Origin of the sequence: Aliiroseovarius sp., from assembly GCF_030148435.1 — a bacterium.
Classification (GTDB): Bacteria; Pseudomonadota; Alphaproteobacteria; order Rhodobacterales; family Rhodobacteraceae; genus JASBTN01.
Map to the genome: position 1 here is coordinate 79,011 of NZ_JASBTN010000079.1, position 12,264 is coordinate 91,274.

13 protein-coding genes and 1 riboswitch are annotated in these 12,264 nt (G+C 69.4%); of the genes, 10 read left to right on the top strand and 3 right to left on the bottom strand.

Annotation, left to right across the window (positions count from 1 at the left end):
* The first annotated feature begins 44 nt into the window (after positions 1–44).
* Positions 45–737 (top strand): TIGR04283 family arsenosugar biosynthesis glycosyltransferase, encoded by a 693-nt coding sequence (locus tag Q1V43_RS14140; protein ID WP_300519259.1) that lies wholly within the window; start codon positions 45–47, stop codon positions 735–737.
* Positions 738–786: 49 nt separating this feature from the next.
* Here the strand turns inward: Q1V43_RS14140 and Q1V43_RS14145 are convergent, their stop codons facing one another.
* The 3 genes from Q1V43_RS14145 to Q1V43_RS14155 all read right to left on the bottom strand — a co-directional run bounded on the left by Q1V43_RS14145 (position 787) and on the right by Q1V43_RS14155 (position 4,217).
* On the bottom strand, positions 787–2,538 hold the full coding sequence (locus Q1V43_RS14145; RefSeq protein WP_300519261.1) for an ABC transporter ATP-binding protein: 1,752 nt from the start codon (positions 2,536–2,538) through the stop codon (positions 787–789).
* Positions 2,539–2,850: 312 nt separating this feature from the next.
* Entirely contained in the window at positions 2,851–3,027 is a 177-nt protein-coding gene (locus Q1V43_RS14150; protein WP_300519263.1) for a hypothetical protein, read from the bottom strand.
* A gap of 68 nt (positions 3,028–3,095) precedes the next feature.
* Positions 3,096–4,217 carry a pyridoxal phosphate-dependent aminotransferase gene (locus Q1V43_RS14155; RefSeq protein ID WP_300519265.1) on the bottom strand — a complete coding sequence of 374 codons (1,122 nt, stop codon included), beginning with the start codon at positions 4,215–4,217 and terminating at the stop codon, positions 3,096–3,098.
* A gap of 247 nt (positions 4,218–4,464) precedes the next feature.
* Positions 4,465–4,672, top strand: a riboswitch (cobalamin riboswitch).
* A gap of 139 nt (positions 4,673–4,811) precedes the next feature.
* Here Q1V43_RS14155 and Q1V43_RS14160 point away from each other — a divergent pair.
* The 9 genes from Q1V43_RS14160 to Q1V43_RS14200 all read left to right on the top strand — a co-directional run bounded on the left by Q1V43_RS14160 (position 4,812) and on the right by Q1V43_RS14200 (position 12,238).
* Positions 4,812–6,656 carry a TonB-dependent receptor gene (locus Q1V43_RS14160; protein ID WP_300519267.1) on the top strand — a complete coding sequence of 615 codons (1,845 nt, stop codon included), beginning with the start codon at positions 4,812–4,814 and terminating at the stop codon, positions 6,654–6,656.
* Positions 6,657–6,750: 94 nt separating this feature from the next.
* Positions 6,751–7,518 carry an ABC transporter substrate-binding protein gene (locus Q1V43_RS14165; RefSeq protein WP_300519269.1) on the top strand — a complete coding sequence of 256 codons (768 nt, stop codon included), beginning with the start codon at positions 6,751–6,753 and terminating at the stop codon, positions 7,516–7,518.
* Entirely contained in the window at positions 7,515–8,510 is a 996-nt protein-coding gene (locus tag Q1V43_RS14170; protein ID WP_300519271.1) for an iron ABC transporter permease, read from the top strand. The genes Q1V43_RS14165 and Q1V43_RS14170 overlap by 4 nt, the downstream gene beginning before the upstream one ends.
* Complete coding sequence (locus Q1V43_RS14175) at positions 8,507–9,256, top strand: ABC transporter ATP-binding protein (RefSeq protein WP_300519273.1); 750 nt, start codon at positions 8,507–8,509, stop codon at positions 9,254–9,256. Before Q1V43_RS14170 ends, Q1V43_RS14175 begins: the two co-directional genes overlap by 4 nt.
* Positions 9,256–9,924 (top strand): adenosylcobinamide amidohydrolase, encoded by a 669-nt coding sequence (locus Q1V43_RS14180; RefSeq protein ID WP_300519275.1) that lies wholly within the window; start codon positions 9,256–9,258, stop codon positions 9,922–9,924. The genes Q1V43_RS14175 and Q1V43_RS14180 overlap by 1 nt, the downstream gene beginning before the upstream one ends.
* Positions 9,921–10,559, top strand: a complete 639-nt coding sequence (locus Q1V43_RS14185) for a MotA/TolQ/ExbB proton channel family protein (protein WP_300519277.1) — start codon at positions 9,921–9,923, stop codon at positions 10,557–10,559. Before Q1V43_RS14180 ends, Q1V43_RS14185 begins: the two co-directional genes overlap by 4 nt.
* On the top strand, positions 10,559–10,936 hold the full coding sequence (locus tag Q1V43_RS14190) for a biopolymer transporter ExbD (protein ID WP_300519279.1): 378 nt from the start codon (positions 10,559–10,561) through the stop codon (positions 10,934–10,936). The genes Q1V43_RS14185 and Q1V43_RS14190 overlap by 1 nt, the downstream gene beginning before the upstream one ends.
* A gap of 4 nt (positions 10,937–10,940) precedes the next feature.
* Positions 10,941–11,321: a biopolymer transporter ExbD gene (locus tag Q1V43_RS14195; RefSeq protein ID WP_300519282.1), complete on the top strand. Its 381-nt coding sequence runs from the start codon at positions 10,941–10,943 to the stop codon at positions 11,319–11,321.
* Positions 11,318–12,238: a TonB family protein gene (locus Q1V43_RS14200; protein WP_300519284.1), complete on the top strand. Its 921-nt coding sequence runs from the start codon at positions 11,318–11,320 to the stop codon at positions 12,236–12,238. The genes Q1V43_RS14195 and Q1V43_RS14200 overlap by 4 nt, the downstream gene beginning before the upstream one ends.
* Positions 12,239–12,264 lie beyond the last annotated feature (26 nt).

Genomic DNA, 12,264 nt, shown 5'->3' on the forward strand with positions numbered 1-12,264 from the left:
TCGCCATGAAGACAGTATAGGGGATCGAACACCGGAGAGACCACATGCGCGCGCCCTTGTCCATTGTCATTCCCACCCTGAACGCGGCCGACGAACTGCCCGGCGCGCTCGCCTGCCTGATGCCGGGAGTCGAAGCCGGGCTGGTGCGCGAGCTGGTGGTGTCGGATGGCGGGTCCACAGATGGCACCGTGGCGCTTGCCGACGAGGTCGGCGCCGAGCTCGTCACAGGTCTCCCGGGGCGCGGCGGGCAGATCGCGCGCGGCGTCGCGGCGGCACAGGGCCACTGGATCATGGTCCTGCATGCCGACACCCAACTGGGCGACGGCTGGGTCGAGGCGGTGGAACGGCTGATGGCTCGCGCCGCCGGAGGCGCACCGCGCGCCGGTTACTTCCGCCTCAGCTTCCGCGCCAGGGGGCTGATGCCGCGCATCACCTCCGGCTGGGCCAACCTGCGCGCGCGCCGGTTCGGCCTGCCCTATGGCGATCAGGGGCTTGTCCTGCCGCGCCGCCTTTACGACGCGGTCGGCGGCATGCCCGATCTGCCCCTGATGGAGGATGTGGCAATGGCGCGGCGCCTGCGGGGGCACCTGGTTGCGCTCGACGCGTCCGCCGCGACCAGCGCCGCGCGATACGAGCGGGACGGGTGGGTGCGGCGCGGCACACGCAACCTCTGGACGCTCACGCGGTATCTGGCGGGCGCGGACCCCGAGGTGCTGGCAAGGGGCTATCGGTGGTAGCGGGTTTCAAGTCGCGCGGCCAAACTCCGCCGCCTGTCCCGCGCCGCGATCACGGATCCTGAAACTGCAACCGGTAAAGCGCCGCATAAAGCCCGTCGCGGTCGATCAGTTCCTCATGGGTGCCCTGGTCGACCACGCGCCCGTGGTCCATGACGACGATGCTGTCGGCCTCGCGGATGGTGGACAGGCGATGGGCGATCACCAGGGTGGTGCGGCCCTGGCTGAGCTCCTCCAGCGCGGCCTGCACCAGTTTCTCGCTTTTGGCGTCCAAAGCGGATGTGGCCTCGTCCAACAGAAGGATCGGCGCGTCGCGCAGGATGGCGCGGGCAATGGCGACGCGCTGGCGCTGACCGCCTGACAGGTTCGCGCCGCGCGGACCGGCGGGCGCGTCCAGCCCACCCTCGATCCGCGGCAGGAAATCGGCGACATGGGCGGCCTCCAGCGCGTGTTTCAACTGGGCGTCCGAGACATCGCCACGCCCCATCAGCACATTGTCGCGCAGGCTTTCGTCGAACAGCAGCGCATCCTGAGAGACCACGGAAAACAGCCCGCGCAGCGCGTCCAGCGGCAGTTCGGTGACGGGCACGCCGCCCACGCTGACCTCGCCGCTGTCGGCATCCACCAGACGGGTGAGCAGGTTGAAAACGGTGCTTTTCCCCGCGCCGGACGCGCCGACCAGTGCCGTGGTCTGCCCCGCCCTGGCGGTAAAGCTCGCGCCCCGCAGCACCGGCGTGTCACCATAAGAGAAACGCGCGTCCCCCAGCACCACGTCGGCGGCATCGGTGGGCATCGGCAGGGCCTTTGGTTTGGCCGGGGGCAGGATGGTCGGGCGTTCGTCGAAGATGGTGCGCAGCCGCATCAGGCTGGTGCGTGCCGCCTGCCAGGCGCCGGAGATGCGGCCCACCTTGCGCATCGGGTCGAACATCATCGCCATGGCGGTAAAGAAGGACATGAACTCGCCCACGGTCTTGTCGCCGCCCGCCACCTGGGTGCCGCCGTAATAGACCACGGCGAAAAATCCGAACCCGGCGATGGTATCGACCAGACCGGAAATGCCGCGCTGGTTCGAAAAGGCGCGGATATGGGCGCGGGTGAACCCGGCGACCTCGTTTTGAATCCGGTCGGCGTCGCGCGCCTCGGTGCCCGAGAGCTTGATCGAATTGATGCCGTGAAAGCTCTCGTCCAGCCGGGTTGAAATCCGTGCAGCCGCGTTGCGGGCCTCGGTGGTGTAGCGGCGGATATACCGTTGCAGCAGCGTGATCGGCCCCAGAAACAGCGGCACCGCGATGATCGCGATCAGCGTCCAGAGCCAGTCGATATACAGCGCCACCCCAAGCAGCGCGAACAGGGACACGAAATCGCGCACCGCCGAGGACAGGGTGCTTTCCCACAGGAAGGACACCGCCTGGGTGTCGCCGCGCACCCGTTCGATCAGCGTGCCCGGTGGCGTGTCGCGGAAAAAGGCGCTGTCCAGCGTCAGCATGTGGCGCACGAGGTCCGATTGCAGGTTGGCCGAGCTTCTCTGCCCGACCTTGACCATCAGGACGCCGTGACCGAACCCGGTCGACGCGCGCAGCAGGAACAGGCCCAGGACGGAAAACGAGACAAACAGCAGGTCCGCCCGGGTGCCGCCCAGGAAAACATCGTCGAACATCGGCTCCACGATACGCGCGAGCACCGCCAGCGACAGGCCTTCGACCACCATCATCACCATGGAGGCAACCAGCAGCCATTTGAACGGGCGCATGTAGCCGCGCCAGAGCCAGCGCAGCATGTTGGAGGTCGGTTCGGGTGTGCTCATCGGCGCGGGATCCTGTCTCGGTCCTGGGAAGGGCGCCCGGGATGGGCTCCCCCGGTTTACTTACTGCGCGCGGGGGCGGCAAGAGCAGGGGGCAGGCACGACCCGGCGCCGGGGTCAGGCGGGCGTTGACCTTGCCCCGGGACCGTCCTCGCCTTGGCCATGGCTGGGCAGAGATGACTGCGGCGCAGGGGGGGGTGCAGGGCCAAGGCGCGCGGCGGACCGGCCTCCTTGCCAGCGCCGTGGGGCGGGCGACGGTTTTCCCGATCTGTCGGGGCGCCCGCGCTGCAAGCGGGGCCAAGACGTCGAACCGCGTTATTGCCGTCGCTTGCGGCGCGGGAGGAACACATTGACCAGCGCGCCGACCAGAAGGGCGGATGCAAAACCCGCCACCGCCCAGATCACCGCGAGCCACAGAAACAGGTTCACCCCCAGCGAGACCAGCGCGGGGATGGTGTAATCGGGTGCGGCGCCTGTCGGTCGGTTCTGCATGGGAACACTGTGCCACAAAGCGGCGGCCTGCGGGTTCAAATGGCGGTGAAGGCGCGGTGAGAGCGCGGTCAGCCCCGTGCCCGGGCGGCCTCCAGCGCCTCCGGCAGGGCGGCTTCGAACAGGTCCAGTTCACACCCGCGCCCGGCCGAGATGCGAATGCAGCGGTCCTGTGGCGCGACGAAGGGCATGCGCACGAAGACGTCCCGCGCGACCAGCTCGTCCAGCACCGCGCGAGCAAACACCCCGTCCGCGCCGCAATCCACCGCAACGAAATTGGTCGCCGAGGGCAGGGCGCTCAGCCCGTTCGCCGCGGCAATCGCGCCGATCCGGTCGCGCGCGCCAGCCACCTGCGTCACCACGTGGCGAAGCCAGCCCTGATCCGCAAGCGCCGCCAAAGCCCCGGCCTGGCTGATCCGGCACATGCCGAAATGGTTGCGCACCTTGTTGAAGGCCATGATCAGCTCGGGATGGGCAATCGCGTAGCCCACCCGTGCCCCCGCGAGCCCATGGGCCTTGGAGAAGGTGCGCAAGCGGATCACACGCCGGTCGGTGACATCCAGCGGCGGGGCGGTGCCCTCGGGGGCAAACTCCACATAGGCTTCGTCCAGCACCATCAGGCAGCCTTCGGGCAGGGCCTCGATCATCGCCTGCAGCCGGTCCGCCCCGTGCCAGGTGCCCATCGGATTGTCCGGATTTGCGAGGTAGACCAGCTTGGCCCCGGTGCCCTCTGCCCGGGCGACCAGCGCGTCGGGATCCTCGTGATCGCCCGCATAGGGCACGGTCTCCAGCCGCCCGCCGAACCCGGCCACGTGGTAGTTGAAGGTCGGATATGCCCCGGCCGAGGTCACAACCACGTCGCCCGGCCCCACCATCAGCCGCACCAGGTAGCCCAGCAGCCCGTCGATCCCTTCGCCCACCATGATTGCATCTGGCGGTACGCCGTGGTGCGTGGCCAAGGCCTGGCGCAGATCGTGGCTTTCCGGGTCGCCATACATCCAGGCGTCGGCGGCGGCCTCGCGCATCGCTTCGATGGCGGCGGGGGAGGGGCCGAAGATGTTCTCGTTCGCCCCCAACCGCGCGGCAAAGCTCCGTCCGCGCGCGCGTTCCTGGGCTTCCGGCCCGACAAAGGGCACTGCGGCGGGCAGGGAGGTGGCAAGCGGGGTGAGGCGGGGGGCGTGGTTCCTGGTCATGGCCGCAGTATGCCGAAGAGCGGGGCGGGGGCAAGGGATTGCGCGGCGTTCCGCAACGGGTCTGCACTGGGCATCGGGCGCGGGATGTCGGGCGCGGGACGCCGGGCGCACCCTTGGCCCGACGACTGTTTCAACCAGGGGCTGCAATTCGACCTCCAGGCTGTGCACCTTGCCGGCAAACGGGGGCAAATGTCGCATCCATCCGGCAGATGTCGCCCCTGTCCCTTGACCCGACTCGGCCCCGGGGCTAGAGCGGGGGCGCTTCGGTCCGGGCCTCGTGCCTGGTGCAAAAGGGAACGCGGTGCGCCTGTCTGGTCAACCCGCGACTGCCCCCGCAACTGTAAGCGGCGAGGCGCGTCGGACATGCCACTGTCCCCCGTAAGGGTGGGATGGGAAGGCCCGATGCGCTGCTTGAGCCGCGAGTCAGGAAACCTGCCGAGGTGATCACCCTGTATCCGGCGCGGGGCGCGTCGGGGCAACGGACCTTCCGTCGTGGTGGCACATTCACCGCCCGGAAGGTGTGCCTTCCGGTCAGACCAAAGACCCGCTATCCCCGGCCCGTTGGCCGGGAATGCCATGGAAGGCAGACAAACCATGACCCGACGCGTGCTACTTGCATCCGCCGCCACCACCGCCATTGCGGTCCTGACCACCACCCCCGCCCTGTCCCAGGAGATCTTCGATCTGGGCACGATCACCGTCTCGGCCAATGCCGAAGCGACCGAGCTGGCCCGCTCCGGCACCACCGTCGAAGTGATCGGCGGCGACGAGCTGTCGACCCAGAGCACCGGGCAGATCGCCAACTACTTTACCCGCCTGCCGGGCGTGGTGACAGTGAACAACGGCGGCCTGGGCACCAACACCACCTTCCGCATCCGCGGCCTGGGCGGCGCCTATGTTCCGGTGCTGATCGATGGCATCGACATGTCCGACCCGGCCTCGACCGGCAACGGGTTTTCCTGGGGCGGGCTGACCGGCGCGGGCATTGGCCGTGTCGAGATCCTGAAGGGCGCGCAATCGGCCCGCTACGGCCAGGGCGCCATCGGTGGTGTCGTGAACATCGACACCTGGCGCCCGGAGGTCGATGGCGCCTCGGGTCAGGCCAGCGTGGAATACGGCAGCTACAACACCCGCGCCGCCAGCGCCTCGGCGGGTTTCCGTGACGCGCGCACCGAACTGGCCTTTACCGCCTCGCGCATCCTGACCGACGGGTTCTCGACCCTGGCCGCGAACACCGAGGACGACGCCTATCGCGCCACGCGCCTCAGCTTCTCTGCCACTCATCAGGCCACCGACAACCTGCTGATCGGTGCCGCGATCCTGACCGAAGACAGCTTCGTCGAATATGACGAGACCTTCGACGGCGACCCGACCAATGACAACACCGCCACCACCGCGCGGGCCGGGCGCCTGTCCGCCGAGTTCTCGACCGGCGCCGTGGACCACGATGTGTCGTTCTCGAAGCTCGACACCGAACGGCGCGACACCGGCTGGTACAGCTTCTTCAAAGGGGAACGCGAGAAAGTCGAATACAGGGGCAATGTCGCTCTCGGCATGACCGACCTGAGCTTCGGCATCGATCACCTGGCCGAAAGCGCCACCACCGTGGATGGGCTCGCGACAACCACCACCACGACCGCGAACACCACCGGTCTCTTCGCCGAGGCCGCCTTTGCGCCCACCGATGCGCTGGATGTGGTCGTGTCGCTGCGCCATGATGACAACTCGCGGTTCGGCGGCATGTTCTCGAAACGCGTCGCCGCCGCCTGGCGTCCGGCCGAGGACTGGATCATCCGCGCCCAGGCCGGTACCGGCTTCCGCGCGCCGTCGCTGACCCAGCTCGACACGTTCTACGGTCCCGGCGATTTCGACCCCGAAGAAAGCCTGAACCTCGAACTCGGCGCGGAAAGGCGCCTCGGCGGCGAAGATTTCGTCAAGGCCACGCTGTTCTACAACGAGATCGACAACCAGATCTATTTCGATGGCGCCTCGACCAGCTGCACATCGACCTTCGGCTGCTTCGAAACCCAGAGCTTTACCGCCAAGGGGATCGAACTGTCGGGCCAGGTCGCCCTGTCCGACACGGTCGATCTGACCGGCGCCTATACCTGGACCGACGCCAAGGCCGCCGACGGCACCGAGCTGGGCCGCCATGCCGAGCACGTCCTTGCGGTGGGGCTGGACGTTCAGGCCACCGATGACCTGTCGCTGGGCGTCACCGCGCAGCGTTTTGGCGGCGTAAACCCGTCGCCCTTCGACGCGGGTTTCCCGCTGGTGGACGACTACACGCTGGTGGGCCTGAACGCGTCGTATGATCTGGGCAACGACATGGCCATTACCCTGCGCGTCGAAAACCTGCTGGACGAGCAATACCAGACTTCGGGCGGCTACAACACGGCGGGCCGTTCGGCCTACCTGGGTCTGAGTGCGTCGTTCTGATCGCATAAGACGCAGGGTCGCCCTGGCGCTTGCCGGGGCGGTCCTTGCGAGCTTCGCAGTTGCGGAGGCCGAACCGCCGCGTCGTGTCGTGTCGATGAACCTCTGCACGGATCAGTTGGCCATGCTTCTGGCATCCCCCGGCCAGCTGATTTCGGTCTCCGACGTGGCCTCGGACCCTCAGGTCTCGGCGATGATCGACGAGGCCCGCGCCTATCCGCAGAATTTCGGCCGCGCGGAAGAGATCTACCTGATGAAACCCGACCTGGTGCTGGTCGGTGAATATTCCCGCACCCAGGCCGCCGAGATGCTGGAACGCCTTGGCGTGCCGGTGCTGCGCCTGCCCTTTGCCCGCTCGATGGAGGATGTGGCCGAGGGCATCCGCCTCCTCGGGCAGGCCCTTGGGCGCGCGGCGGAGGCCGAGGCGATGGCGGCCGATTTCGAGGCCCGGCTGGCGACTCTGCGCGCCGAGGTCCGCTCGAACCCCCGTGCCGCGCTCTATAGCGCCAATGGCTATACCACCGGACGGCTGTCGCTGTCGGGCCAGATCCTGCTGGCCGCCGGGTTCTCCAACGTGGCCGACGAGGCAGGCATTCCGATCGGGGGCAACCTGCCGATGGAGCGCCTTGTCATGGCCGAACCCGACCTGTTGATCACCGCCGCGCCCTATCCCGGCGCCTCGCGCTCCGAGGACGTGCTGCGCCACCCTGCCGTGCAGGCGATGCGCGCGGCGCAGACCTCGAAGATGATTTCGTCGAACGACTGGGTCTGCGGCACGCCCTACGTGCTGCGCGCCATCGAAACACTGGCCGGCGAACGCCGCGCGCTGGACGCACAGGACAGGGCCGGGGAGGCCGGGCAATGAGGCTGCTGTTCATCATCCTGATCCTGCTGGTCGCCGGGCTTTTCGTGGCGGGTCTGACCGTCGGCCCGGCAGACACCGGGTTCACCGAGGCGCTGGCTGCGCTGGTGAATGGTGGTGACGGCCCGCTGCCCCTGGTGATGCGCGAAATCCGCCTGCCGCGCGCGCTTCTGGCGGTCATGGTCGGGGCGGGGCTGGGCCTCTCCGGCGCCGCGCTGCAGGGCTACCTGCGCAACCCGCTGGCCGAACCCGGGCTGATCGGTGTGTCGAACGCTGCCGCGCTGGGGGCCGTGGTGGTGATCCATGCCGGGCTGGTGGCCTCCGGCACGCTGGCCTTGCCCTTCGCCGCGCTGGGCGGGGCGCTGATCGGTGTTTTCCTGGTGCTGGCGCTGGCCGGCGCGCAGGGCGGATCACTGACGCTGATCCTTGCGGGCATCGCCATCTCGGCCCTGGCCGGCGCGCTCACCTCGCTGGTGCTGAACCTGTCACCCAACCCCTTCGCCGCCTCCGAGATCGTCTTCTGGATGATGGGCAGCCTCGCCGACCGGTCGATCGTCCACGTCGGCCTGCTGCTGCCCTTCGTGCTGGTCGGCGGCGCGATGATCCTGTCGCTGGCGCGCGGGTTGGACGCGCTGACCCTGGGTGAGGACGCAGCCGAGACGATGGGCTATTCACTGACCCGCCTGCGCCTGGTGCTGGTGATCGGCGTCGCGGCCATCGTCGGCGGGGCCACCGCCGTTGCGGGCGCCATCGGCTTTGTCGGCCTTGTCGTGCCGCACATCCTGCGCCCCTTTGTCGGCGCGCAGCCCTCGCGGCTCTTGTGGGCCTCGGCGCTGGGCGGGGCGGTGATGCTGCAGATGGCCGACATCCTCGTGCGTGTCATCCTGCCCGAACGCGACCTGAAACTGGGTGTGGTCACGGCCATCGTCGGCGCGCCCCTGTTTCTGCACCTGATCGTGAAAACACGCCGGGAAAGCGGAGGCGGGCTGGCATGAGCGTTCTGACCCTCGACAGGCTTTCCGTCACCCTGCGCACGCGCAGCATCTTTTCCAATGTCTCGCTGCGGGTGGCCCCGGGCGAATTCGTCGGCCTGATCGGTCCGAACGGCGCGGGCAAGACCACGCTGATGCGCGCCGCCCTGGGGCTGATCCCCAGCACCGGGCGCTCCTCGCTGGCCGCGCTCACCGCCCGCGACCGCGCCAGGGCGGTGGCCTGGATGCCGCAATCGCGCGAGATTGCCTGGCCGATCCCGGTGGAACGGCTCGTCGCTCTGGGCGCCGAAGCCGCCGGGCATTCCCCAACCGGGCGCGCGGGCCAGACGGCCATCGAGGCCGCCATGTCCCGCATGGGGCTCACGTCCTACAAGGGGCGCGCCGCCTCGCGCCTGTCCGGTGGCGAACAGGCCCGGGCCCTCATTGCCCGCGCGCTGGCGCAGGACACGCCGCTTCTGATGGCGGACGAACCCATTGCCGGGCTTGATCCGGCGCACCAGATTTCGACCATGGAGGTCTTCGCCGCGCTGGCTGCCGAGGGCCGCGCCGCGCTGGTGTCGCTACATGACCTCGGGCTTGCCGCCCGGCACTGCACACGCCTCGTCCTGCTGGCCGAAGGTGGCATCCTTGCCGATGGCACCCCTGCCGAGGTTCTGACCCCCGAAAACATGGCCCGCGCCTTCGGCGTTTCGGTCTGGCACCGTCAGACCGGGGACGGGCCGATCTTCCAACCGCTGGAGGTGCTCTGATGCTCACACTGGATGCCCCCTGGCTGGACTGGGATCTGGGCGCGGAGATGCCGGTGATCTCATGGGCGCTGAATCGCCCTGGCATTACCACCGCCCGCCACATCATCTGGCGCGAGGTGAAGAATGCCGACCTGCCGCCCGGCATGGACGTCGTGGCCTGGCTGAAGGGCGAGCTTGCCAGCCGCAACCGTGCAGAGGCCGTTGCCTTTCTGACCTCGCGCAATGTCTCCGTGCACCACGTGGCCGAGGCGACCGAAGGCCGGACTACCGCGCAGGCGGTTGCCACCGTGGGCCTGTCCAATGCCGAACGCGTCGGTGCGCGGGTGGATTATTCCCGCCGCGACTGGGGCACGATCAACGTGGCCCTGCGCCTGGATGCGGGCCTCACTCAGGCTGCCCTGATCGAGGCGCTTTCCATCGCCACACAGGCCCGCACCGCCGCCGTGATGGATGCCGATTTCCGCCTGCCCACCGGCGTGGCCACCGGGACCGGCACCGATTGCATCGCCGTGGCCGCCCCGGCGGGCGACACCGGGTTTGCCGGTCTGCACACCGACGCGGGCGCTGCCATCGGCCGCGCCGTGTATACTGCCGTTGCCGAGGGCACCGCGCGCTGGCTCGCGAAATCCTTCCGCGGCAATCATGACATCGAGGAGGCAGCGCAATGAGCCCGATCGCCATCATCGAATTCCTCTCGCGCGGTGGCCCCGCGCTCTGGGCCATCGCCGCGCTGTCGGTGCTGACCGTGGCGCTGATCCTCTGGCGCATGTTGCAATTCTGGTCGCTGGGCGTTTGGCGCGGGCAGGGGGCCGAGGCCGCCGTGAGCCTCTGGTGCGACCGGGATGTAAGCGCGGGTCACGCCGCCCTGCCAGCCCGGCCGGGCATTCGCGCCCGCCTGGCACGGGTCGCGATGGAGGCCCTTCTGAACCCGCGTTTCGACGCCGAGGCCGCTGAACGCGAAGTCACCCGTGTCGCCAAGAACGAGCTGGCCGAGCTGCGCCAGGGCCTGCGCCCGCTGGAACTGATCGCCACCATCGCCCCGCTGATCGGCCTGCTGGGCACGGTTCTGGGCATGATCGAGGCGTTTCAGGCGCTGCAGGACAGTGGCGCGGGCGCCGATCCCTCGGTGCTTGCGGGGGGCATCTGGGAGGCGCTTCTGACCACCGCCGCCGGCATGGCTGTCGCCATCCCCGCCGCCATGGCGCTGAGCTGGTTCGAAAGCGTGGTCGAACGGGTGCAGATCGACATGGAGGACATCGCCACCCGCCTGTTCACCCATGCCCCGGTGGACCGCGCCGCCTGATGTTCGCCTTCGCCGCCTCCAGGCCCAGAAGACGGCCCAGCCTGACCCCGATGATCGACATCGTGTTCCTGTTGCTGGTGTTTTTCATGCTGGCCTCGCAATTCGGCCAGGACCGGGCGCTGCCCCTGTCGCTGGGCGCGGGGGGCGGCAGCTATGAGGGCCCGCCGCGGCTGGTCTCGATCGGCCCCGACGGTCCCGCCCTGAACGGTGCCCCGATGGAGGCCGACGCCTTGGCCGAAGCACTGGCGCCGCTGATGGCTGCGCCCACGGACACGGTGGTGCTGCGTCCCGTGCCGGGCAGCGACCTGCAGGCCATCGCCGACGTGGCGACAGCGCTCAACGCCGCCGGGATCAACCGGCTGGTGGTGGTGGAGTAGGCCGATGGATTTCGCAACCGCCCCCAAACGCCGCCCCGCCGAGGCCATTCTGCCGATGATCAACGTGGTTTTCCTGCTGCTGATCTTCTTCCTCATGACCGCGCAGATCGCCCCGCGAGCCCCCTTTTCCGTCACCCCGCCCGACGCGCCGTCCGAAGGGGCGCCGGAGGGTGACGGCATCCTCTTTGCCGGGGCGGATGGAGCCCTGTTCTACAACGGTTTGCAGGGTGACGCCCTCTGGGCCGGCCTCTCGGACCGGGCCGCCGATGCCCCGTTGATCCTGCGCGCGGACAGCGCCCTGCAGGGGCCGGAATTTGCCGCGCTGCTGAGCCGCCTCGGCGCGATGGGCATTGCCTCGGTCGAGCTTGTGGTGGGGGGAAGATGAGCAAGATCGTGCAATTCTCCGGCCTGATCGGCGTTTCCGCCGCGCTGCATGTTGCGGCCTTCTGGGGGGCGGGCTCCGATGGCGGCGCCCCTTCCGGTGCGGGGGGGCAAAATGCCGTGACCCTGGCCGCCGCTCCCGCCGAACTGGTGCAGGCGGTGGCGCAATGGGACCGCGCGGCGGAGGTTGTCGAAGCGGTAAGTCAGGCGCTGCCCCCGGCGGTGGAGGACGCGCCGCCCGTGACCGAGGCATCGGCGGCCGCACTCGCACAGCCCCCGGCACCGCAGCCGGTGCCGCCCGCCCAGCAGGCGGCGCTGCCGATCCCGACGGCCCCCGCCAGACCCGCGCAACCGGAGGCCGCCGCCCCCCCGCCGCCGCAGCCCGCGCCGGAGGTGCCGCAGCTCCGCCCGACCCGGCGCCCCGAAGCCCCCGCACCCCGCACCACGCCGCCGGTCGAACTGGCCCGGCCTGCCCCGGCGCCCGTCCCGCAGACCACCGCGGAACCGCCCGCCCGCCCGGCTGCGAAACCTGCTCCCGCATCTGCCCCGCAACCCGCCGCCCGCGCGGCGGGCAATGGCGAGGACGCCCAAGCAGGCGGGGCGGCGCAATCCGGCGCCGAGGCCCCCTCGGCCGCGCGGATCAACAAGCTGATGGCGCGCTGGGGTGGCGGCATCCGCAAACGGGTCGAGCGGCGCAAACGCTACCCCTCCGGCACCCGCGCCGCCGGGCAGGTGGACCTGAGCCTGTCCGTCACCACCCGGGGCCAGCTTGCCGGGGTGCGCATTACCCGCAGCTCCGGCGATGCCGCACTGGACCGCGCGGCCCTGAAGGCGGTTCAGGGCGCGCGCCTTCCCGCCGCGCCCAAAGGCATGCCGGCGGGGACACATGCCTTTACGCTGACGCTGGCTTTCTCACGCTAAGGCTTTGGGCCCGACACGCTGCACCG

Coding starts and splice junctions, on each gene's coding strand:
- Q1V43_RS14140 (WP_300519259.1), top strand. CDS start 45: ATGCGCGCGCCCTTGTCCATTGTCATTCCCACCCTGAACGCGGCCGAC.
- Q1V43_RS14145 (WP_300519261.1), bottom strand. CDS start 2,538: ATGAGCACACCCGAACCGACCTCCAACATGCTGCGCTGGCTCTGGCGC.
- Q1V43_RS14150 (WP_300519263.1), bottom strand. CDS start 3,027: ATGCAGAACCGACCGACAGGCGCCGCACCCGATTACACCATCCCCGCG.
- Q1V43_RS14155 (WP_300519265.1), bottom strand. CDS start 4,217: ATGACCAGGAACCACGCCCCCCGCCTCACCCCGCTTGCCACCTCCCTG.
- Q1V43_RS14160 (WP_300519267.1), top strand. CDS start 4,812: ATGACCCGACGCGTGCTACTTGCATCCGCCGCCACCACCGCCATTGCG.
- Q1V43_RS14165 (WP_300519269.1), top strand. CDS start 6,751: ATGAACCTCTGCACGGATCAGTTGGCCATGCTTCTGGCATCCCCCGGC.
- Q1V43_RS14170 (WP_300519271.1), top strand. CDS start 7,515: ATGAGGCTGCTGTTCATCATCCTGATCCTGCTGGTCGCCGGGCTTTTC.
- Q1V43_RS14175 (WP_300519273.1), top strand. CDS start 8,507: ATGAGCGTTCTGACCCTCGACAGGCTTTCCGTCACCCTGCGCACGCGC.
- Q1V43_RS14180 (WP_300519275.1), top strand. CDS start 9,256: ATGCTCACACTGGATGCCCCCTGGCTGGACTGGGATCTGGGCGCGGAG.
- Q1V43_RS14185 (WP_300519277.1), top strand. CDS start 9,921: ATGAGCCCGATCGCCATCATCGAATTCCTCTCGCGCGGTGGCCCCGCG.
- Q1V43_RS14190 (WP_300519279.1), top strand. CDS start 10,559: ATGTTCGCCTTCGCCGCCTCCAGGCCCAGAAGACGGCCCAGCCTGACC.
- Q1V43_RS14195 (WP_300519282.1), top strand. CDS start 10,941: ATGGATTTCGCAACCGCCCCCAAACGCCGCCCCGCCGAGGCCATTCTG.
- Q1V43_RS14200 (WP_300519284.1), top strand. CDS start 11,318: ATGAGCAAGATCGTGCAATTCTCCGGCCTGATCGGCGTTTCCGCCGCG.